We start from the raw sequence: 20,651 nt of genomic DNA on the forward strand, positions 1-20,651 counted from the left end.
TCAGGCTCCCTGGCCCGAAGTGCGCCGGGCGAGCCAGAGCTTGAATGTCGTCCAGTTTTCGCCGGCGCGCTTGGCAAGGCCCGTCAGCCAGTCGGCCCAGCTGACCGGCAATTCCATGGTGCGGGACGAGACGATGAACCAGATCGAAACGGCGGAGGCGACGAGTGGTATGCCATACAGCAGGTAGACATAGTACCAGACCTTGTCGGCTTTACCGGCGGCGAAGAAGCCCAGCCATCGCACGAAAAGCGCGATCGCGATCGCCGTGATCAGCGGATTGATGCGTGCTTCGCGATGCGAGCGCGCATCGCCCGCCACCGCAAGCGCGATCAGCGCGAACACCAGCGAATAGGACCATTCGGCGAAGCGCTGGTTGAGCTCCGCACGGTAGCTGCCCGGTTCGCGCTGGAACATCTTGTCGTTGGGATCCGGGTTGAGCAGATATGCCGTCGTGCGGTCCTTGGGCAAAAGCGTGATGTCGTTCGCCGCCGACATGAAGGCCGACATGTCGAAGGCGTAAGAGGTGAAGCGGATGACGGAAAGATCGCCGGTCACCGATTTGCGGTTGATGACGCCGTCGTTCATCATCAGCACCTTCTCGTCGCCCTTTTCGACGATGCTGCCGGTCTTGGCGTAGTAGGTGAGGCTGGCGCCTTCCTCGCGCGAATCGGCGACGAAGATGCCGCCCAGCCGGTTGCCGGGAAGCCGTTCGCCGACTTGCAGGTAGAGACCGTCGTCGATCTTGCGGAACGTGCCTTCCTGGATGATCAGCGACACGAGGTCGGCGCGCGAAGCCGCCACCAGCTGGCGGTTCTTCTGCCTGGCATAGGGGTCTATCGCGTTGTCGACGATGAAGGAGAAGGCGCAAGCAAAAGCCGCGAGCAGCAGGATCGGCCGCGCGATCGTCCAGCGCGAGGCGCCCGCAGCGCTGAGCACGGCCAGCTCCGAATCGGTGTTCATGGCGCTCAGCGTCTGCGCCACCGCCACCACCAGGGCGAACGGCACCACGATCGGGATGATGGAGGGGATGATGAGCGCCGCGACCTCGAAGAAGGTCAGCGCCGATTGGCCGTTGTCGGTGACGAGGTCGATCTTGGCCAGCACCTGGGTCGTCCACACGATCGCCAGCGTCCAGGCCAGCGCGGCGAGGAACATCGTCAGCGCCCGGCGCATGATGTAGCGTTCAACGACCTTCATGAAGGCTTTTCTCGATTTTGCCGAACGGCATCATGCCCGCCGACAAAGTAGTGATCCGGCGACGCGCGCACAACTGGGTCATAGGCGGCTCGCTCCGGATTGTCGCCCACGCCGCGTGCCCCGGCGCGGCGGAGTCTCCGCGCCAATAGATAAGAAATGCAGAACATCGATGGTTAACAGCAGGTTACGGCAGCAAGCTAACGCCGTGCCGAGGCGAATCCTTTGTTCTATTGTGACGCTGATATAGACAGCGATCTCGGCCAAGTCTTGCCAAATGGCTGAAAACGACCAAATGTCGCGCACGCTTGCCAAACCTTGCCGACACCCCACGGCTATCCCCGAAAGCAGGAACCTGATGACGCCGAGCCCCTCCATTTCCTTTGCCAAATTCGTCGCGCCGAAAAAGGGCAGCGTTTTCCTGTTCGCCGCCGACGGCGGCGGGCTCGGCGAGGCGGCGAAGGCCTGCGATCCGGCCGGCGCGCTTACGCGTGCCTTTCCGGTCGCCGATTTTTCCGGCAAGTTCGCAAGCTCGGTCGAGGTGCTGGCGCCGGAAGGGACATCTGCCGACCGGCTCGTGGCGATCGGCTCCGGCAACGTCTCAAACCTCGACGACAATGCCTGGCTGAAGCTCGGCGGCGCCGTTGCAAGTTCGCTGCGCAAGGCGACCGAGGTGGCCATTGTCCTCGATCTGCCCGATCTGCAGCCCGATAGCCGCCAGGCGGCCAGCCTTGCCGCCGGCATCCTGCTGCGCAGCTATTCCTTCGATAAATACAAGACCAGGAAGGACAAGGAAGACGGGCAAACTGATACCAAGGGGGCCAATGCAAAGGGGGCTGCTGCCAAAAAGGCCGAGGCGGCAAAGCCGGCCAAGATAACCATCCATTGCGCCGACCCGGCGGCCGCGAAGAAGGCCTTCGCCGGCGAGCAAGCGGTGGTGGACGGCGTTCTGCTTGCGCGCGAGCTCGTCAACGAACCGGCCAATGCGCTGGGGCCGGTCGAATTCGCCGAGCGCGTCAAGGCGCTGGAGCAGCTCGGCGTCGAGGTCGAGATCCTGGCTGAAAAAGAGATGAAGAAGCTCGGCATGGGCTCGCTGCTCGGCGTCGCCCAGGGCTCGCCGCGCGGCGCGCGCATCGCGGTGATGCGCTGGAACGGCGGCAAGGCCAAGGACGCGCCGCTTGCCTTCATCGGCAAGGGCGTCACCTTCGACACCGGCGGCAATTCGATGAAGCCGGCATCGGGCATGGAAGACATGAAAGGCGACATGGGCGGAGCGGCCGCAGTCACCGGGCTGATGCACGCGCTCGCCGCGCGCAAGGCCAAGGCCAATGTCGTCGGCGTCATCGGCCTCGTCGAGAACGCCGTCGATGGTCATGCCCAGCGCCCCGGCGATATCGTCACCTCGATGTCGGGCCAGACGATCGAAGTCTTGAACACAGACGCCGAAGGCCGCCTCGTTCTGGCTGACGCGCTCTGGTACGCCAACGACCGTTTCAAGCCGAAATTCATGATCAATCTGGCGACGCTGACCGGCGCCATCATGGTAGCGCTCGGCCAGCATTATGCCGGCCTGTTCTCCAACAATGACGAGCTCGCCGGCCGGCTGTTCGGCGCAGGTCAAGCCAGCCAGGAGCGGGTCTGGCGAATGCCGCTCGGTCCCGAATACGACAAGCTGATCGATTCCAAGAACGCCGACATGAAGAATATCGGCGGCCGATATGGCGGCGCCATCATCGCCGCTCAGTTCCTGCAGCGCTTCGTCAAGGACACGCCCTGGGCGCATCTCGACATTGCCGGCACCGCGATGGGCGCGCCGTCGAGCGAGATCAACCAGTCCTGGGGCTCGGGTTTCGGCGTGAGGCTGCTCGATCGGCTGGTGCGCGATCACTATGAAGGGTAGGGGATGGCCGACATCCTGTTTTACCATTTGACCGAATCGACGCTGGAGGAGGCGCTGCCCGGCCTGCTCGAGCGCAGCCTCGAGCGTGGCTGGCGTGCTGTGGTGCAGACCGGCACGGAAGAGCGGCGCGACGCGCTCGACCAGCATCTGTGGACTTTCCGCGACGATTCTTTCTTGGCGCATGCCACCGACCGCGAGGCCTATCCGGCCGAGCAGCCGATCCTGCTCACTACCGGCGATGGCAACCAGAACGCGGCGCAGATCCGTTTCCTCGTCGACGGCGCCAGCCCGCCCGAGCTATCGGGATACGAGCGTGCCGTCTTCCTGTTCGACGGCCATGATGCGGCACAGCTCGAAGCCGCCCGCGGCCATTGGAAGACGATGAAGGAAGCCGGCCACGCGGTGACCTACTGGCAGCAGACGCCCGATCGGCGCTGGGAGCGCAAGGCTTAGCCCGCAAGCGCTTCGCTATCCCGAAGATGCCGCCACAGCGCCTCGGCCACAGGTCCGTGTGGCTTGTCGCGTCGCCGAACCGCAGCCACGGTTTCGGTGCGGCCGGGAATATGCCGGCCGGCAATCGAGATCAGCCGTCCGTCACGCAACTCATCCCCGATCAGCCATTCCGGCAGGTGGGCCCAGGCAAGTCCATGCAGGATCAGCTCCTTCTTCATCATATGGTCCGGGACCGAGCAGGAATGCGCGCCGTCGATGACGAAGAAATTCTCCGATGAAGGGCGCCGCGCCGTGTCGCGGATCACGCACTGGGTGAAGGGTCGCATTGCTTCCGGCGTGACGTCATGCCCGACGTCGGACGGCAGGAAGCCCGGCGCCACCACCGGCACGAAGGCGACTTCGCACAGATCGATTCGTTCCAGATGAGGGTCGGAGGGGTTGGCGCGATGGAAGGCGAGATCGGCCTCGCCGTCCATCAATCTCTCGACCGGCCCGCTGATCGCTTCATAGTCGAGATGCAGGCGCGTGCGCGGCCGCCCGGCGAAGAAGCGGCTGAGCAGGCCGAGTATGCTCGGCCGGGGACAGACGTCGCCCATGACGACGCGCAGCACGGTTTCCTCGCCGCTCGCGAGCTGACCGGCATAGTCTTTCAGATGCTCAACTTCGCGCAACGCCAACTGTGCGCGACGGTGGAAAAGGCGGCCTTGCTCGGTCAGGTTCACCCGATATCCGCCGCGATCGAGCAGCGTCAGGCCGAGCTGCTCCTCCAGCCGCGCCACCGCGGCGAAGACGGAAGGGTGCGTCCGGTGAAGAGCCTTGGCCGCGGCCTGAAAACTGCCCTGAGTAGCGACCGCGTCGAAACATCTGAGATCGTGAAGCTTCACGCCATCCATTGTCGAAGAATCCTACATAGATTGTCGGATCATAGTAATTTCTTCGATATTTGCCACGCCTAGCTTTGCCTCATCGAAAATCGCGCGAACGCGCCGAAAGCATGAGGAGCCAAGATGGCCGACACACTTCACTTCACGGCGGGCGATGGCGCCAGCATCGCCTACAGGCTGGATGGTCCGGAAGACCGTCCGGTGCTGATGCTCTCCAATTCCATTGCCACGACGTTCCACATGTGGGACGGCCAGGTTCCGGAACTCGCCAAATCCTTCCGCGTGCTGCGCTATGATTTTCGTGGCCATGGCGGCTCCGATGCCCCGGCCGGCGCCTATTCGCTCGACCGTCTCGGCCGCGACGTGCTGGAACTGCTCGATTTCCTCGGACTTGCCCGCGTGCATTTCCTGGGCCTGTCGCTCGGCGGTTTCGTCGGCCAATGGCTGGGCATCCATGCGCCGGAACGCATCGAGCGTCTGATCCTCTCCAACACCTCGCCGCATCTCGGGCCGGCCTCCTATTTCGACGAGCAGATACGCAACGTGCTTTCAGCCGGCGACCTCTCGGCCATTGCGGATATGTTCATGCGCAACTGGTTCTCGGCCTCGATGCTTGCCGGCCGAAACGAGACCGTCGAAGAATTCCATGCCGCGATCCTCGCAATGTCGCCGCAAGGCCTCGCGGGATGCTTCGCCGCAGTCCGCGACGCCGATCTGCGCCGCCCGATTTCCCTGATCCTCGCCCCGACGCTGGTCATCGGCGGCAAGGACGACAAGGTGACGCTGGCAAGCCACAGCGAGGCGATCGCGGCCGCGATCCCTCGTGCCGAGCTTCTGCTTTTGCCCGGCGTTCACCTGCTCAATATCGAGCGCCCGGCGGAGTTCATGGAGGCGGTGGTGGGATTCCTCCATAAGCGGTGATCCGCAAGTGCCGTATGAGTTTGGGAAACGTCGCTATCGATCGCTTTTGGCCAGATGGGGCCAAGCTCATGCGGCGGGGGGAATGCGCCTGTAGCGCCGACCAGGTTATTTCCGGCGCGGCTTCGCCTTTTCGGTCGCCGGCTTGCTCGGCCAATGCCAGCCGTCGCCCTCGCCATGCGCGGGCTGCGGCCGCGCCACATAGGCGAGCGCGCCGTTGGCCTCCAGATAGACGCGCGACAGCATCTCGGCGAGCACGCCCGACGTCACTGCCTGCAACCCGGCGATCACCAGGAAGAAGCCGGTGATCAGCATCGGCCGCGTGCCGATATCCTGTCCCCAGAAAACCTTGATCGTAAAGAGATAGGCAAGGATCAGCGAGCCGAGCACGCCGAGCACGATGCCAATGCCGCCGAAGAAATGGCCGGGCCGCGTGCGGTAGCGCAGGAAAAAAAACATGAAGACGAGGTCCAGCACCACGCGGAAAGTGCGCGAGATGCCGTATTTGGACTGGCCGTGGATGCGCGCGTGATGCGTCACCACCTCCTCGGCGATGCGGCGCGGCGTCGTCACTGTCGCCAGCCACGCCGGGATGAAGCGATGCATCTCGCCATAGAGCCGCACGCTGCGGATGACGCTGCCACGGAACACCTTCAGGCTGCAGCCATAGTCCTTGAGCTTAACACCGGTGACGCGCGCGATCAGCCTGTTAGCGATGCGCGAGGGCAGGCGGCGCATCCAGAACCCTTCTTTGCGGTCCTTGCGCCAGCCGGCGACGAGGTCGAGATCCTCGGTCAGCAGGCGATAGACCATGCGCGGAATGTCGAACGGATCGTTCTGCAGATCGCCGTCGAGCGTCGCGATGACGTCGCCGCGCGCGGCGTCGAGGCCGGCCTGCATGGCGGCGGTCTGCTTGTAGTTGCGCACCAGTTCCACGCCATGCACATGCGGCCCGTACTGAGCCGAGACCCGGTGGATCTCGGCGGGCGTGGCGTCCGTGCTGCCGTCGTCGACCAGCACCACTTCCCAGGGCTGGCTGTAGCTCTCCATCGCCTGGTGGATGCGGACAAGCAGCGGCTCGACATTGTCAGCCTCGTTGTACATCGGGATGACTATGGAGAGCTTGTGCTCGGGCATGACCGCGCCCTCGGGCAATCCGAAGGCCGGAATGGGAAGCACATTCATGGCGGTCATTTCCTTGCCGGTCCCGCCGCCGGGGTTTCCCGCAGCGTCGATTTCGAGGGAAACAGCCAGGCGATCGCACCGGTCGCGACCGCCGAGCACAGGATGAAGAGATGCAGCGCGAGCGCCGCCTGTAGGCCGTCCTTCATGGCGATGCCGGAATAGAGCAGCGCCGCCGCCGCGCCCGCCTCGTAGGTGCCGAAGCCGGCGACGCCCTGCACCGGCAGGATCGCGGCTGCCTCCGCGCCGACGGCACCCGGAAAGGCGGTCTGGAACGAGGTGTTGAGCAGCATGGCGAGCAGCCAGCCCTGCATGCCGAGCTTCAGCGCCCAGTTGGCGATCGTCCACCACCAGCCGTAGCGCGAGCGGCCCGTCGCCTCGGTGAAGATGTCGCGCAATTTGCCGAGTTTCGAAACGATCCTGCCGCCCGTCGTCCAGTTGTGCGGCGCGCGCGCCCAGCGCGGCAGGTACCATGCGGCGGCGATCAGCGCCGCGATGCCGGCGGCCCGCAGCGCCAGATGCAGGCTCGGCCAGACGAGGCAGGCCAGCACGCCGACGACAAAGGCGTCCTGCAGCCTGAACCACAGCAGAGAAGCGCTGGCGCGCATGATCGATACGCCGAACACCTGGCGGAACAGGATCGGGAAGGCCGTCTCGCCGCCGCGGAACGGCACGATGTTGATCATCGCATTGTGGATCAGGATGACGCGAAGTACGGCGCCGAAGCGGCCGTTCACGTCGTCGCGGAACTCGTCGCAGACGCGCAGCGCCCTGAGCACATAGGTGACGAACAGCGCCGCCGCGACCGCCACAAAGGCGCCGGGCGTGATGGAGGCGAAGGCATCGCCGACCATCTTCCAGCGCTGATCGCTGGCAAGCCATGCCAGCAGCGCCAGAGTGACGGTTATCGATATCGCTCGCTTCAAACAGGTCTCCAACGCGCCGCCCGGTTGCGGCGGAAGCGCCATCCGAAGGCCAGCAAAGGGGCAACTCTCGAATGCCGGCCCGGCCGGTGCCGGTCCGATGTCGGATCAGCGCCGGCTTTTCAAGGCGCTGTTCCTATAGAGCAGCGGCGGCGGCGAATCCACAAGCTTGGTTGGAGCAGCGATCGGGGCGGCGAAAAAGCGGGCGCACGTCGCGCCCGCCCGCTTTGCCGTGATAAGCCTTACTCCCCGCCCATGTCCTTCTTGAACTGGGCGAAATCGACCTGCATACCGTTGAAGACGGTGCTCCAGTGGCGGGTCAACGCCGAGACCGCGACGGCCTCCTGGATTTCTTCGTTGGTGGCGCCGGCGCGCTTGGCGTCCTGCGTGTCGGACCAGATACAGTAGCTGCAGGGGATTTGTGCGGCGACCGCCAGCGAGATCAGCGACTTCACCTTCGGCGACAGCGCCGTCTTATCGTTGAGCTCGATGGCCTTGACCTCGGCCCAGGCGCCGGGCAGACCGGCTTTCGGGAACTGCTTGAGGAAGCTCGGCACACCGCCCATCGTCGACTGGATGTCCTTGACGGCGGCGTCATAGTCATCGGCCCGGACAGGCGTGGACCCAACCACGGCGGCAAACACGCCCGCGGCGGCGATGAGCGAGGCGGAACGAAGGCAGGAATGCACGGTTGAGACGATGCGAATGACCAACATGATGTTCTCCTCTGGCTTTTGTTGGCCTTACGATGTAAGGTATGTGGAAGATGAACCTTACAGTGTAAGTTGTCAAGCGCCATGGATGCATCGAGCAAAAAAAAGCGAACCCGCGGAAAACTCTCCCGCGAGATGATCGAGGACGCCGCCTTCGAGGTGATCGAGCGGGAAGGGCTTCCCGGCTTTTCGATGCGCAAGCTCGCCGCCAGGCTCGGCTGCGAGGCGATGAGCATCTACCACCACTTTCCCTCGCAGGCGCATCTCTATGAGGCGCTGGTCGATCGGCAGATGAGCGGCCTCGTCATTCCCGACGACAGCTTGCCCTGGCGCGAGCGCGCCCGCGTTTGCATGCAGGAGTTCCGCCGTGTGGCAACAGAGCACCCGGCCTTTGCGCCCTTCATCGTTGTCTATCGCATGAACTCGCCGCCCTGCCTCGCGAAGCTGAACGCCATCATCGGCCTGTTCGAGGATGGCGGCTTCGGTCGCGAGCTCAGCGCCCGTCTGTTTCGCGCGGCAGGCTACTATCTGATGGGCGCGATTCTTGACGAGACAGCCGGCTACGCCAAGGGACCTTCGGCGGTCACCACCGTCAGCGACGAGGAGCTGGCGCGCGTTTATCCGAGTGTCATGAAGGCCGGCGCCTATTTCGGCGCCGCCGGTTTCGACAAGACTTTCGAGCTTGGCCTGGAAATGTTTCTGGACGAGATGGAGCGGGTCCGCGAAGCTGCGCGAGACGAAAACCGCTCGTAAGAATTGCGGCCAGCCGAAGAAAATAACCAAGGCTCTGAATGCGCTTCCTCTATGTCCTTCTCCTCATCGCCGGTGCCGCCGTCGGCATCTTCTATCCCTGGGCGATGAGCAATTTTTCCGGCCATGCGATCGGCACGTATCGCGTCTATGAGGGCGGCCGCTTCCGGCCCGTCACCGTGCAGCTTGCTGCAAGCGATGCCCCAGTGAGGGTGCTGGTCGATCTGACCGCGCGGGCCGAACGGGTCGCAGGTCAGCAGCGCACGGTGCTGACGCTGACCGCGGCAAATGGCGGCCGCACGGCGCTGGCCTCAGCGCTCTCTTTCAACCACACCGACAATCCGCGCCAGACCAGCCCGCAACTGCCCGACAAGATCTTTCGCGACGAGGCCGGCGTCATCGATAGGATCACGCCTGGATCTTACGTCTTCACCGTCGGCCCGGGCGATGCCGACGGCATCGACATGCGCGCGGTCGATCTCATCCTGCGCGCCGGCACCGGCTCGATCGACGAACGCGCGCAGCCGGCCGGCTATACGCTGATGGGCGTCGGCCTTGCCGGACTGGCGCTGTCGCTGGTCTTCGGGCGCCGCGGCGATGGCGCGAAAAATCCCAATTCGCAGCCGCCACCGCCGCGCTGGGGCCGCGGCGGTTCGCCACGAGCATGATGCCGAAAAGTGTGAAGCGGTTTTCGGTCGACATCATGCTCTCTGGAGGTAAGCGCGCATGAACTATCGCCACGCCTACCACGCCGGCAATTTCGCCGATGTCGTCAAGCATGCCGTGCTCGCGCGCCTCGTCGAATATCTCAAGCAGAAGGACAAGGCCTTCCGCGTCATCGACACCCACGCCGGCATCGGCCGCTACGATCTCGCCTCGGTGGAAGCCGGCAGGACCGGCGAATGGCAAGGCGGCATCGGCCGGCTGGCCGAGGCCACGCTCGAGCCGCAGGCGGCGGCGCTGCTTCAGCCCTATCTGGAAGCGGTGCGCGCGCAAAATCCCGACGGCGGCCTCAAGCACTATCCCGGCTCGCCGCTGATCGTGCGCCATCTCCTGCGCAGCCAGGACCGGCTGACGGCGATCGAGCTGCACCCCAAGGATGCCGCGCGGCTGAAATCCGTCTTCGCCGGCGATTTCCAGGCAAGGGTGATCGAGCTCGACGGCTGGCTGGCGCTCGGCGCGCAACTGCCGCCGAAAGAAAAGCGCGGCCTCGTCCTCATCGATCCGCCCTTCGAGGAGGAGGGCGAGTTCTTGAGGCTCGTCGAAGGACTGCAGAAGGCGCACCGGCGCTGGCCGGGCGGCATCTACGCGCTCTGGTACCCGATCAAGGATCGCAAAGCGGTGACGGCCTTCCGGGCGGCGCTGAAGGCGACAGGCATTCCGAAGCTGCTCGACATCGCCTTCGAGATCCGGCCCGCCTCGGACGAGCCCAGCCTCGACGGCAGCGGGCTGGTGGTGGTCAATCCGCCCTATACGCTGGAGAGCGAATTGCAGCAGATGCTTCCGGTTCTGCACAAAGCGCTCGCCGTCCGGCAGCCGTCGCGCTGGACGCTCGATTGGCTGGCGGGCGAGTAAGGCGCCCGCATTCGCTCAAGTCAGCGCGGCAGGCGTCACACCGGTCAGTCGCCGGCTTTCGCGGATCAGATGCGCCTGGTCGGCATAGCCGGCCTCGATCGCGAGCAGCGCGGTCGAGGCTTCGCCCTGCTGCCGTTGCAGGCGCCGGAAGCGGTGGAAGCGCAGGATGCGGTCGAGCGTCTTCGGGCCATAGCCGAAGGCGTCCTCGAAGCGGCGGCGCAGCGTCCGCTCGCTCATATGCAGTTGGCGCTGCAGGAACGGAACCAGCGGCGTTTCCGGCGGCAAACCTTTGTGGATGACGTCGAAGGCCAGGCCCATCTGCGGGTCGAGCGCTCTGCGTCCTTCCGTCCGCGCTCCGATGGCCTCTTCCAGGTGACGAACCAGATCGGCAAAATTGGGCATCGGTCTGATGCGGTCGGAAAGCTCGCGGCAACGCCTGCCCCACAATTCGCTGAGATCCAGCCGTCCGCCGACGATCTCGCTGGCCGGCACTCCCAGCCAGCCGGCGGCGGCGCCCGGACGGAAGCGGAAGCCGACGATCACCGCGCCCGCGGCCGGCTGCTCGATCTGCGGCTCCTTGTCCGGCCCGGCCACGCGAAAGCGGCCGTCGATCCATTGCAGATCGATGGTCGCGTCCGGCGTGATGACGATGGGTGGAACGGCGCGCTCGTCCACGCGATGGACCCAGACAGCGGAGAAGGCAGCGGCCAGGCCGCCAGCGACGGGCCGCTCACGAAAGAAGCCGGTGGTCTGCGCCAGGACCGGTTCCATTCTCTCTCCGATCTGCTCCAGCGGGAGTTGCTGGATCGGTGTGACGGTCATTTTGACCGAAATATTCAATGCCGGCCACGTCATCCATGGCAAAACGGACGAACTTCACGGCGCTTCACGCGCTCGCATCAGGCCGCATCCGTTTGCGACTGTGGTCACGAATATAGAAAGGAGTGAGAGAAATGAAAGCTCGCATCACCGTATTGACCCTCGGCGTCGACGATCTGGAAGTCTCCCTCAAATTCTATCGCGACGGCCTCGGCCTGCCGACCGAAGGCATCATCGGCCGCGAATTCGAGCATGGCGCCGTCGCCTTCTTCGAGCTCGCCGGCGGCCTGAAATTCGCGATCTACGAGCGCGCCAACATCGCCTGGGATGCCACGGTGCCGCAAAGCGGCCGCAGCCCGACCGAATTGACCATCGGCCACAATGTCGGCAGCGAGGCCGAGGTGGACGCCGTGATGGCCGAGGCCGTCAAGGCCGGCGCGCGTGTGGTCAAGCCGGCGCAAAAGACCTTCTGGGGCGGATATGCCGGCTACTTCCAGGATCCCGACGATCACCTGTGGGAGGTCGTCTACAATCCGGCCTTCGTCCCCGAGGACTGAACGCAGCAAAACATGCCGTCGAGAGGAGGCCGCCATGCCTTTTCAAGTCATTCAAGCGCTTGGCGCGCTCCTCATCGGCGGCGTCTTCATCTTCGCCGGCATCGAGCATTTCCTGAAATTCGGGGCGATGCGCGACTATCTGGCCGCCCAGAAATTTCCGGCCCCGGCCTCGATGCTGGCCGCCGGTTCGGCGGTCGAGATCATTGCGGGTTTCCTGCTTGCCATTGGCATGGCCCGGCCCTTCGCCGCCGGCGCGCTGATCCTCTTCACGCTGGCGACGAACCTCATGCTGCTGCGTTTTTGGGCGAGCGAGGAACCGGAGCGCCAGGTGCTGCGCAATGCGTTCCTGATCAACATCGCCGTCATCGGCGGGCTGCTGCTTGCCGGCACGTTTTAGGTTGTATGGAGATTCAGGCGATGCCGGCATGACCTGAATCTCCATACAACCCAATGATCTGGCGATGCGGGAACGAAGTTTTGCGGAAACCATTGTTTTCGCAACCGCTTGACCGCCGCCAAGCGAATCCGCACAGTGCGCGGAACCGACCTTGAGAGGCTGTCATGACTCGCTTCGCTCATTCCGCCCTTGCCGCGCTGGTAGCGCTGTCCACTCCCTTTGCCGCTCCGCTGGGCTTCAGCCAGGCGGCGCATGCCGCCGACCTGTCCGTCTACACCGAGGATGACGGCAGCGTCTGCGGCGAGGCTTGGGTGCTGAACAAGATCACCGACCGCTTCTCTTACCAGGTGCATCATGTGCCGCATCTGCCGCAGGTCGCGATCACTGATTTCCGCAACATCCGTCAGCATCGCTACGAGCCGGCGAGCGACGAGTGGCCGATCGGCCGCCACTATTGCCGCGCTACCGTCAACCTGTCGGATGGCCGCGACCGCTCGATTTTCTACCTGATCGAGGAAGGCCAGGGCTTTGCCTCGATCGGCGACAATGTGGAATTCTGCGTCTCGGGCTTCGACCGCTGGCTGGTCTATAACGGCCGCTGCCGGGTGCTGCGATAGGTTTGCTGCCTGATAGGCAGTGAAGGTAGGCGCGCTACGGCGCCCCCCTCTGTCCGGCAGGACAGAGGGGGGGCTGTCCCGCCGACCTGTCGGGGCTTCTGGCTTTCAGAGGTCGTCGCCGCCCGCAGCCATGCAAGCAGCTCCCGCTCATAGCCAGCTCCGCTGCCCCTCACTCAAGCCGCCCCGCGGCCCGATACGTAAGCCTCGATCAGTTCGACCAGCTGCTTCTGCAATTCCGGAGCGTCGAGCATGTTGCGCCGCGCCGCGTTGTGGATCACGCCTTCGACCGCCGAGGAGAGCACGCGCGCCATCGTCTCGGTATCCTTGCGGCGCTTGCGATACTGCGCGACGGCCGCCGTGTAATGTTCGAGATAGCGCGCCTGGAACGAGGCATGCGCGGCGCGTGAGCCGCGGTCGCCGGGCGCCTCGTCGAGCAGCACCTGGTGCAGCGTCGGATGGATCGAGTGCGCGCCGATCATGCCGCGCACCAATTCGCGCGCGAATTGCTTGAGCGGCTTCTCCTCCGCCGCCGCTTCGCGAATGACCGACAGCACATGATCGAAGTGACGGCGCCGGATCGCTTCGACCAGAGCGAGCTTGTCGGGGAAATATTGATAGAGCGAGCCGATGCTGACGCCGGCGGTCTCCGCCACCTTGTTGGTGGAGAAGCCCGCCCAGCCGAGCTCGCTCAGAACGTGAGCGCCGGCTTCGATGATCGCCTCGACGGTCGCGATCGAACGCGCCTGGCGCGGCTGCTTGCGCATGCGTGCGGCCGGCTTTGCAATGCGAGTAGACATGCTGGCCCGTCTCCCGAGAATATAAACAGGATACTCACATTCATTTCACTAACGCAAATGGGGGCGCAAAGATGAGTGCCAAGACCTTGCTGAAGGGCATACTCGCCCACCAGGCCTGGGCGAATGATGAGCTGGTCGAGAAGCTTGCCAGAATGGATCCCTCGAGCGATCCTGGGATACGCCACGCCGCGATCCGTCTGATGAACCATATCCATGTCGTGTCGCGGATTTTTGCCGCGCATCTGAAGGGCGTTGCCCATGGTTATGCGAGCGACAATACGCCGGACACGCCCGAGCCGCGCGCATTGCGCACCGCCCTGGCCGAGGTCGACGGCTGGTATCTCGACTGTCTCGAAACCGCTTCGGAGCAAGAGCTTGGCGACCCGGTCGCCTTCACCTTCACCGATGGCGACGAGGGCTGCATGACGAGGCAGGAAGTGCTGACCCATGTCGTCCTGCACGGCAGCTACCATCGCGGCGAGATCGGCCGCATGCTGGCCGAGATCGCGGTCTCGTCGCCTTGGGACACCTACGCCGTTCATCTGCATCGCTTCGAGCCGGCCGCGCCGCCTGCAGGATGAACGCGAGCCGGCGGAGATTGACGGCGACACTTGAATATGAGCTTGAAGCTCACTTTCAAACGCCTAAGCTTTGATCGTCTTACCTGGCCGATTCATCTGTAGATGTTTTCGCTGGACAAGATGAAGCCGGCGTTCGGCGGCGTGTTCTCTATTGCGAGCACTCTGCTCACATTGTGATACAAGCTTACGCCGCGGATGGATGGATGATCGGGGGATAGAAGCCGCTCGAAAATCTGTGCGGCGGGCCGTCACTTGGAAAGTGACAGATTCGCTCACAATTTTTAAACCGACGCGTTTCGTGTAACCAAAATTCAATAACTGAAAATCATTGTGTTGCTTCGCTGGCTAGACAGTCGCGAGTCAGATATGCATAGACACGCCGGGTCACTCACGACCATCGGCAAAACGCAAGGGGCATCGCATGGCAAAGACGACAACCAAGGCGCCGGCGGCGAAAGCGCCGGCAAAGAAGCCGGTAGCTAAGGCTGCCGCGAAACCTGCAGCAGTGAAGAAGGCAGCGGCGCCGAAGGCGGCCGCCAAGGCTCCGGCCAAGGCGGCAGCGAAGCCCGCGGCCAAGCCGGCCGCGAAGGCCGCGGCAAAGCCCGCCGCCAAGGCAGCGCCCAAGCCGGCAGCGAAGGCAGCAGCCAAGCCCGCCGCCGCCAAGAAGCCGGCAGCGAAGGCCGCGGCCAAGCCCGCCGCCAAGGCTCCGATGAAGGCAGCCGCCGCCAAGGCGCCGGCCGCTGTGAAGAAGGCAGCTCCGGCGAAGAAGCCGGCCGCCAAGAAGTAATCGCATAACTTCGCTTGGCTGCCGCAACGGGTGAGGGCGGGTGCCGCTTAGGCACCCCTCTCGCCAATCCGGTATCAAGGCAAGCGGAGTCGGAGCGGACGCTCCTCCTAAAGCTCTCGGAAATTTTGCGGCCAGCAAAACTTCCGGGAGCTTTTTCTTTTCAGGTGGCCGCGCCGGCAAGATGCATTGGCTAAGCCGGATCGGCCGGCTGGCCGTTGCCCGCCGGACCCTGATCGGTCAACAGTGCCGCAAACAACTGGGAACCCGATCATGCCGAAACTGCTCTATGCTTCCACGTCCCCCTACAGCTCGAAGGTCCGCATGGCGGCCGCCTATGCCGGCATCGCCATCGATCTCGTGCCGGTCAAGACGGAGGACAAACCCGCCGAGCTGATCTCGGCCAATCCGCTCGGCAAAATCCCGGTGCTGGTGCTAGAGGACGGCCGCTCGATTTATGACAGCCGCGCCATCACCCAGCATCTCAACCGCCTGTCGAAGAACGCGCTGTTCCCGCGCAACCCGGACAAGCGCCTCGATGCGGAGGTTCTGGAGGCGCTTGCCGACGGCATTTGCGACTGCGCGCTGTCGATGGTCTATGAGCGGCGCACCCGGCCGGATGCGATGGTCTATCAGCCCTGGCTCGACCGGCAATGGACGAAGATCACCACTGCGCTCGACCTCATCAACGCCAGCCCGCCGAAGCTGCCGAAGAAGATCACCGCCGGCCACATGGCGCTGCGTGCAACCCTTGGCTATCTCGCGCTGCGCTTTTCGGGCCAATGGGAGAAGGGCCGCGGCCGGCTCGTGCGCTGGGCCGCGAGGTTTGATGAGAAGTTTCCGGAATTGAAAGGCAGCGTGCCGGGGTGAGGATTAGGTGATCTCCCTCCTCAAGGTGAGACTAGCAGCTTGAACGCCGCCCGCTTCCATGCTTGCCTGACATTCACCCAAGCGGAAGTGGTGACATGGCAAAACCCTCAACCAGCGCCGCGCCCGACCCTATGGTCGAGCGCCTTCGTGCCGCCCTCGGCCGGCGTGCCTTCACCGAGCAGAAGATGTTCGGCGGCACCTGTTTCATGGTCGACGGCAACATGCTGATCGGCACCTCGAAGCGCGGGCTTCTGGTGCGCGTCGGCAAGGACGCGCATGCGGCTGCCGCAGCACTGCCTCATGCGAGCACGATGGAGATGGGCGGGCGCCCGATGCAAGGCTATATCCGCGTCGCGCCGGAAGGCACGACGACCGATGCCGATCTCGGCGGGTGGCTCGACCGCGCCTTGGCCTTCGTCGAGACGCTGCCGCCGAAGGCAAAGGCCAGACCGGCGAAGGGGTCGAAATGAGGACCAACTGAGAGCGCAACTCTTGTTGATCTCGCGGACACAAAAAAAGCCGGGCGCAAGGCCCGGCTTTTCCGTGTCGTGGCTTCTACGACTTAGAACTTCATACCGACGCCGAACGTGACGCGGTTGTCCTTCGACTTGACGTTGCCGAGGGCGCCGAAGTCCTTGTCGCCGTAGTCGGTGTAGCGGTACTCGACGCGGCCGAACACGTTGTCCGTGATCTTGATGTCGGTGCCGACACCAGCCGTCCAGCCGAGCATTGCCTTGCTCTCGTCGGTGGCGGTGAAGCTATCCGTGATCTTCTGGTTCTTGGCGGCGAGACCGCCGGTGCCATAAAGCAGGATTTCCGGGGTCACGGCATAGCCGAGGCGAGCGCGCAGCGAGCCTTCGAGGCCGCCCTTGGCATTGATGCCGGCGCTGTCGCCCTTGACGCCGTTGTAGCCGAGATCGGCTTCAGCGCCATAGACGAAGTTCTCCTGCTGCCAGTTGTAGCCGCCGAACACGCCGCCGATGAAGCCCTTGGTCTTCACATTGACGCCGGCGTCACGAGCATCGGCATGGCCGCTGAAGCCGTAGCCGAGGCTGATACCGGCATAGGGGCCAGCCCAGGAAGCGACTGGAAGCTCGGCAACCGGAGCGGGAGCCGGCGGCTCTTCGGAAACGACGTCGGCTGCAAAGGCGGTACCACCAAAGGCGAACAGCCCGAGCGCAGCGGCAAGCGGCGCGAATTTGAGATTGGTCTTCATTGTTATACTCTCCTTAAGCCACAAGACACTTAGGCTTTTTTTGTCCATGAAACGCCCCGGCCCGTCCGGGGGGATAAACGGGCTCGGCGCTCAACGGTTCCAAATGTCGTGCTGAAATGCGGCTGAAGCGAACCTGAACTTGGGTCATTCCCAGGCACGAATAAGGCCGAAAGGTGACGTTGCATCTTCGCAACAGCGAATGTCAGCAGGCTAATCATGTTGCGCTGCACGCCGCTTGGTTCAAGGGGTCCAGCGACATATATTGCCATGGACGGTGCCCCATTTCAAGCGGGGCGCAAATGCATCCGGGCCGCTTCGCCACATTCCTGCCCCAGGTGGAAATGGCATTTAACGCTTGGCCCGTCACATTGTGCCGGCTTCCCGGAATCGTGAGGCCGTTTGAGGATTGACACCATGAGACAAGCCACAGCCGTCGCGCTGGTGACGGGTGGAGCAAGGCGGATCGGCAAGGCGATCGTCGAGGATCTGGCCGCCAATGGCTTCGCCGTCGCCATCCATGCCAACCGGTCAAGCGACGAGGCCGAGGCGCTGGCGAAGAAGATCGCGGGCGAGGGCGGTCGTGCCGCCGCAGTCGCCGCCGACCTCACCGATATGGAAGCCGTCGGCGATCTTGTCGGCAGGTCCGAGGCCGCGCTCGGCCCTGTCACGCTGCTGGTCAACAATGCATCCTTGTTCGTCGATGACCGGGTGGAGGATTTCGACTGGCAGGCCTGGGATCGCCACTTCGCCATCCATGTGAAGGCGCCGGCGCTTTTGGCGCAGACCTTTGCCCGCGCGCTGCCGCAAGGCGAGGAGGGGCTGATCGTCAACATCATCGACCAGCGCGTCTGGCGGCCGACGCCGCGCTATCTCTCCTATGCGCTGTCGAAATCGGCGCTGTGGACGCAAACGCAGATGCTGGCGCAGGCGCTCGGGCCGCGCATTCGCGTCAACGCCATAGGCCCCGGGCCGACCCTGAAGAACAAGCGCCAGGACGACGATGATTTCGAGAGCCAGGTCGAGGGCCTGATCCTGAGGCGCGGCCCGCAATTGCCCGAATTCGGCGCCACGATCCGCTATCTCTGGCAGGCGCGCTCGGTGACAGGCCAGATGATCGCGCTCGACGGCGGCCAGCATCTTGCGTGGCAGACGCCGGATGTGACAGGCATGATGGAATGAGTCCCGCAGTCCAAAGACATAAGAGAAACGGCGCCGCCGACGATCTGCCTCCCGATGTCGATCTCGACATCGAGGACGAGGCGACGGAGGAGATCGTCGAACCGGAGTCGATCCCGACCGGCCCCGAAGTCGCCTTCACGGCCATCGACTGGACGCCGCATGCCGGCGACGCCGACGGCATGGTCGGCGCCGAGGTGATCCAGACCTTGGTCAAGCGGCTGCCCAACCAGCCCGGCGTCTATCGCATGATGAACGCCGCCGGCGACGTGCTCTATGTCGGCAAGGCGCGCAGCTTGAAGAAGCGCGTCACCAACTACGCGCAGGGGCGCTTCCACACCGCCCGCATCGGCCGCATGGTGCGCGAGACGGCGACGATGGAATTCGTCGTCACCCGCACCGAGATCGAGGCGCTGCTGCTCGAGGCCAACCTCATCAAGCGGCTGAGGCCCCGCTTCAACGTGCTGATGCGGGACGACAAGTCCTTCCCCTACATCTTGCTCACCGGCGACCATGTCTCGCCCGGCATCTACAAGCATCGCGGCGCGCGCTCGCGCAAGGGCGACTATTTCGGTCCCTTCGCTTCCGCCGGCGCCGTCGGCCGCACCATCAATTCGCTGCAGCGCGCCTTTCTGCTCAGAAGCTGCACCAACTCCTTCTACGAGAACCGCACGCGGCCTTGCCTGCTCTTTCAGATCAAGCGCTGCGCCGGTCCCTGCACCGGCGAGATCTCGCATGAGGGCTATGCCGAGCTCGTCGCCGAGGCCAAGGATTTCCTTTCCGGCCGAAGCCAGAAGGTGAAGACCGAGATCTCGGCCGCCATGCAGCAGGCGGCGGAAGAACTCGATTTCGAGCGCGCCGCCATCTATCGAGACCGCCTTGCGGCGCTCTCGCATGTGCAGGCGCATCAGGGCATCAACCCACAGACGATCGAGGAGGCCGACGTCTTCGCCATCCACCAGGAAGGCGGCCAGACCTGCATCCAGGTGTTCTTCTTCCGCACCGGCCAGAACTGGGGCAACCGCGCCTATTTCCCCAAGGCCGATCCGGCGCTGGAGCCGGCCGAGGTGCTGGGCTCGTTCCTGGCGCAATTCTATGACGACAAGCTGCCGGCGCGCACGCTGCTTCTGTCACAGACTGCGCAGGAGCAGGAACTGCTCGCCGAGGCGCTTTCCACCCATGCGGGCCGCAAGATTACGATTTCGGTGCCGCAGCGCGGCGAGAAGAAGGACCTGACGGATCACGCGCTGCAAAATGCGCGCGAGGCGCTCGGCCGCAGGCTGGCTGAGACATCGACCCAGGCCCGCCTGCTCAAGGGTTTTGCGGAGACCTTCGGCCTGGAAAAGCCGCCGGTGCGCATCGAAGTCTACGACAACTCGCACATCATGGGCACCAACGCGGTCGGCGCCATGGTTGTCGCCGGACCGGAAGGTTTCGTGAAGAACCAGTACCGCAAATTCAATATCCGCTCGACCGAGATCACGCCGGGCGACGATTTCGGCATGATGCGCGAGGTGATGCAGCGGCGCTTTTCGCGGCTGCTCAAGGAGCATGGCGACGAGCAGCCCCGTGCCACCGCGCAGGACGAGACCGGCGAGGAAGACCTGGTCGCCGGCAATGGCGGCTTCCCAGCCTGGCCCGACGTCATCCTGATCGACGGCGGCCAGGGCCAGATGACGGCGGTGCGCCAGATCCTGGCCGATCTCGGCGTCGAGGATCGTGTCGTGGCGATAGGCATCGCCAAGGGCCAGGACCGCGATGCCGGTCGCGAGCGTTTCTTCGTCAAGGGCAGGGAAAGCTTCATGCTGCCGGTGCGCGACCCGGTGCTCTATTTCGTCCAGCGCCTGCGCGACGAGGTGCACCGTTTCGCCATCGGCTCGCACCGCGCCCGCCGCAAGAAGGAGATGGTGAAGAGCCCGCTCGACGAGATCGCCGGCATCGGCCCCGGCCGCAAGCGCGCGCTGCTCCATGCCTTCGGCACAGCCAAGGCGGTCAGCCGCGCCGCGGTCGAGGACCTGGTCAAGGTCGACGGCATTTCCGAGCATGTGGCGAAACTGGTCTACAATCACTTCCACGAGAGCTGAGGACTGGTCGCGCGCACGGAAGGTTGACCAAGGCGTCCGTGTGGTGAGGTGTGCCATACCTTGGAGCATCCGCTTCGCTCCCGCTCCACCCCTGGATGACGAAGTTGCCATGGCTTCGCCAACCCCAACGTTGCAAGAAAGGCCGACATCGAAGCTGCCGATCCTCCGCGTCTAGGGGGAAATACCGGGAGCGCAGAGAGGTGCCTCACGCCCGGCCCTCACGCCATTTTCCCCTGGTCAATCGAATCTCGCCTGTTGACC

Annotated in this window: 23 protein-coding genes; 15 read left to right on the top strand and 8 right to left on the bottom strand. The window is 64.2% G+C overall.

What is annotated here, in order from left to right:
• Window positions 1-1,197, bottom strand: coding sequence for an LPS export ABC transporter permease LptF (lptF, locus tag LB528_RS24290; protein WP_224716603.1), 1,197 nt, complete (start codon window positions 1,195-1,197; stop codon window positions 1-3).
• A 355-nt stretch (window positions 1,198-1,552) separates the two neighbouring features.
• On the opposite strand from lptF, the gene LB528_RS24295 reads away from it, so the two are divergent.
• Both LB528_RS24295 and LB528_RS24300 read left to right on the top strand, forming a co-directional pair.
• Window positions 1,553-3,094 (top strand): leucyl aminopeptidase, encoded by a 1,542-nt coding sequence (locus LB528_RS24295; protein ID WP_224716604.1) that lies wholly within the window; start codon window positions 1,553-1,555, stop codon window positions 3,092-3,094.
• A 3-nt stretch (window positions 3,095-3,097) separates the two neighbouring features.
• Window positions 3,098-3,547, top strand: coding sequence for a DNA polymerase III subunit chi (locus LB528_RS24300; protein WP_224716605.1), 450 nt, complete (start codon window positions 3,098-3,100; stop codon window positions 3,545-3,547).
• Here LB528_RS24300 and LB528_RS24305 read toward each other — a convergent pair.
• Window positions 3,544-4,440 (bottom strand): LysR family transcriptional regulator, encoded by an 897-nt coding sequence (locus LB528_RS24305; protein ID WP_224716606.1) that lies wholly within the window; start codon window positions 4,438-4,440, stop codon window positions 3,544-3,546. The genes LB528_RS24300 and LB528_RS24305 overlap by 4 nt on opposite strands.
• 114 nt (window positions 4,441-4,554) lie before the next feature.
• Here LB528_RS24305 and LB528_RS24310 point away from each other — a divergent pair, with 114 nt between their 5' ends.
• Window positions 4,555-5,352, top strand: a complete 798-nt coding sequence (locus LB528_RS24310) for an alpha/beta fold hydrolase (RefSeq protein ID WP_224716607.1) — start codon at window positions 4,555-4,557, stop codon at window positions 5,350-5,352.
• A gap of 105 nt (window positions 5,353-5,457) precedes the next feature.
• On the opposite strand, the gene LB528_RS24315 is transcribed toward LB528_RS24310, so the two are convergent.
• The 3 genes from LB528_RS24315 to LB528_RS24325 form a co-directional block, all read right to left on the bottom strand.
• Window positions 5,458-6,534, bottom strand: coding sequence for a glycosyltransferase family 2 protein (locus LB528_RS24315; RefSeq protein WP_224716608.1), 1,077 nt, complete (start codon window positions 6,532-6,534; stop codon window positions 5,458-5,460).
• 5 nt (window positions 6,535-6,539) lie between these two features.
• A complete protein-coding gene (locus LB528_RS24320; protein WP_224716609.1) occupies window positions 6,540-7,457 on the bottom strand; it encodes a lysylphosphatidylglycerol synthase domain-containing protein in 918 nt (305 codons plus the stop codon).
• 239 nt (window positions 7,458-7,696) lie between these two features.
• Window positions 7,697-8,170 carry a carboxymuconolactone decarboxylase family protein gene (locus LB528_RS24325; RefSeq protein ID WP_224716610.1) on the bottom strand — a complete coding sequence of 158 codons (474 nt, stop codon included), beginning with the start codon at window positions 8,168-8,170 and terminating at the stop codon, window positions 7,697-7,699.
• A 132-nt stretch (window positions 8,171-8,302) separates the two neighbouring features.
• Between LB528_RS24325 and LB528_RS24330 the strand changes: the two genes are divergently transcribed.
• The 3 genes from LB528_RS24330 to LB528_RS24340 are packed head-to-tail and all read left to right on the top strand — an operon-like array spanning window position 8,303 to window position 10,492.
• A complete protein-coding gene (locus LB528_RS24330; protein WP_224512628.1) occupies window positions 8,303-8,920 on the top strand; it encodes a TetR/AcrR family transcriptional regulator in 618 nt (205 codons plus the stop codon).
• 38 nt (window positions 8,921-8,958) lie between these two features.
• Complete coding sequence (locus tag LB528_RS24335; protein WP_224716611.1) at window positions 8,959-9,585, top strand: hypothetical protein; 627 nt, start codon at window positions 8,959-8,961, stop codon at window positions 9,583-9,585.
• Window positions 9,586-9,643: 58 nt separating this feature from the next.
• A complete protein-coding gene (locus LB528_RS24340; protein WP_224716612.1) occupies window positions 9,644-10,492 on the top strand; it encodes a 23S rRNA (adenine(2030)-N(6))-methyltransferase RlmJ in 849 nt (282 codons plus the stop codon).
• Window positions 10,493-10,507: 15 nt separating this feature from the next.
• Here the strand turns inward: LB528_RS24340 and LB528_RS24345 are convergent, their stop codons facing one another.
• Window positions 10,508-11,263, bottom strand: a complete 756-nt coding sequence (locus tag LB528_RS24345) for an AraC family transcriptional regulator (protein WP_224716613.1) — start codon at window positions 11,261-11,263, stop codon at window positions 10,508-10,510.
• A gap of 182 nt (window positions 11,264-11,445) precedes the next feature.
• Here LB528_RS24345 and LB528_RS24350 point away from each other — a divergent pair, with 182 nt between their 5' ends.
• The 3 genes from LB528_RS24350 to LB528_RS24360 all read left to right on the top strand — a co-directional run bounded on the left by LB528_RS24350 (window position 11,446) and on the right by LB528_RS24360 (window position 12,882).
• The gene (locus tag LB528_RS24350) at window positions 11,446-11,868 is read left to right on the top strand and encodes a VOC family protein (protein WP_224716614.1); all 423 of its coding nucleotides are present in this window, start codon (window positions 11,446-11,448) and stop codon (window positions 11,866-11,868) included.
• 34 nt (window positions 11,869-11,902) lie between these two features.
• Complete coding sequence (locus LB528_RS24355; protein ID WP_224716615.1) at window positions 11,903-12,265, top strand: DoxX family protein; 363 nt, start codon at window positions 11,903-11,905, stop codon at window positions 12,263-12,265.
• 164 nt (window positions 12,266-12,429) lie between these two features.
• On the top strand, window positions 12,430-12,882 hold the full coding sequence (locus tag LB528_RS24360; protein ID WP_224716616.1) for a hypothetical protein: 453 nt from the start codon (window positions 12,430-12,432) through the stop codon (window positions 12,880-12,882).
• A gap of 173 nt (window positions 12,883-13,055) precedes the next feature.
• Here the strand turns inward: LB528_RS24360 and LB528_RS24365 are convergent, their stop codons facing one another.
• The gene (locus LB528_RS24365) at window positions 13,056-13,646 is read right to left on the bottom strand and encodes a TetR/AcrR family transcriptional regulator (protein ID WP_224716628.1); all 591 of its coding nucleotides are present in this window, start codon (window positions 13,644-13,646) and stop codon (window positions 13,056-13,058) included.
• A 104-nt stretch (window positions 13,647-13,750) separates the two neighbouring features.
• Between LB528_RS24365 and LB528_RS24370 the strand changes: the two genes are divergently transcribed.
• From LB528_RS24370 to LB528_RS24385, 4 genes are all read left to right on the top strand, one after another.
• On the top strand, window positions 13,751-14,260 hold the full coding sequence (locus LB528_RS24370) for a DinB family protein (RefSeq protein ID WP_224716617.1): 510 nt from the start codon (window positions 13,751-13,753) through the stop codon (window positions 14,258-14,260).
• A gap of 421 nt (window positions 14,261-14,681) precedes the next feature.
• Window positions 14,682-15,047: a hypothetical protein gene (locus tag LB528_RS24375; protein ID WP_224716618.1), complete on the top strand. Its 366-nt coding sequence runs from the start codon at window positions 14,682-14,684 to the stop codon at window positions 15,045-15,047.
• Window positions 15,048-15,317: 270 nt separating this feature from the next.
• Window positions 15,318-15,914 carry a glutathione S-transferase gene (locus LB528_RS24380; RefSeq protein WP_224716619.1) on the top strand — a complete coding sequence of 199 codons (597 nt, stop codon included), beginning with the start codon at window positions 15,318-15,320 and terminating at the stop codon, window positions 15,912-15,914.
• 95 nt (window positions 15,915-16,009) lie between these two features.
• The gene (locus LB528_RS24385) at window positions 16,010-16,384 is read left to right on the top strand and encodes a TfoX/Sxy family protein (protein ID WP_224512641.1); all 375 of its coding nucleotides are present in this window, start codon (window positions 16,010-16,012) and stop codon (window positions 16,382-16,384) included.
• Window positions 16,385-16,476: 92 nt separating this feature from the next.
• Here the strand turns inward: LB528_RS24385 and LB528_RS24390 are convergent, their stop codons facing one another.
• Window positions 16,477-17,130, bottom strand: a complete 654-nt coding sequence (locus LB528_RS24390; RefSeq protein WP_224512642.1) for an outer membrane protein — start codon at window positions 17,128-17,130, stop codon at window positions 16,477-16,479.
• Window positions 17,131-17,544: 414 nt separating this feature from the next.
• Here LB528_RS24390 and LB528_RS24395 point away from each other — a divergent pair, with 414 nt between their 5' ends.
• Both LB528_RS24395 and uvrC read left to right on the top strand, forming a co-directional pair.
• Window positions 17,545-18,309 (top strand): SDR family oxidoreductase, encoded by a 765-nt coding sequence (locus tag LB528_RS24395; protein WP_224716620.1) that lies wholly within the window; start codon window positions 17,545-17,547, stop codon window positions 18,307-18,309.
• Window positions 18,306-20,390, top strand: a complete 2,085-nt coding sequence (gene uvrC, locus LB528_RS24400) for an excinuclease ABC subunit UvrC (RefSeq protein WP_224716621.1) — start codon at window positions 18,306-18,308, stop codon at window positions 20,388-20,390. Before LB528_RS24395 ends, uvrC begins: the two co-directional genes overlap by 4 nt.
• Window positions 20,391-20,651: the final 261 nt, after the last annotated feature.

The organism is Mesorhizobium sp. CA4 (assembly GCF_020165075.1).
Lineage (GTDB): Bacteria > Pseudomonadota > Alphaproteobacteria > Rhizobiales > Rhizobiaceae > Mesorhizobium.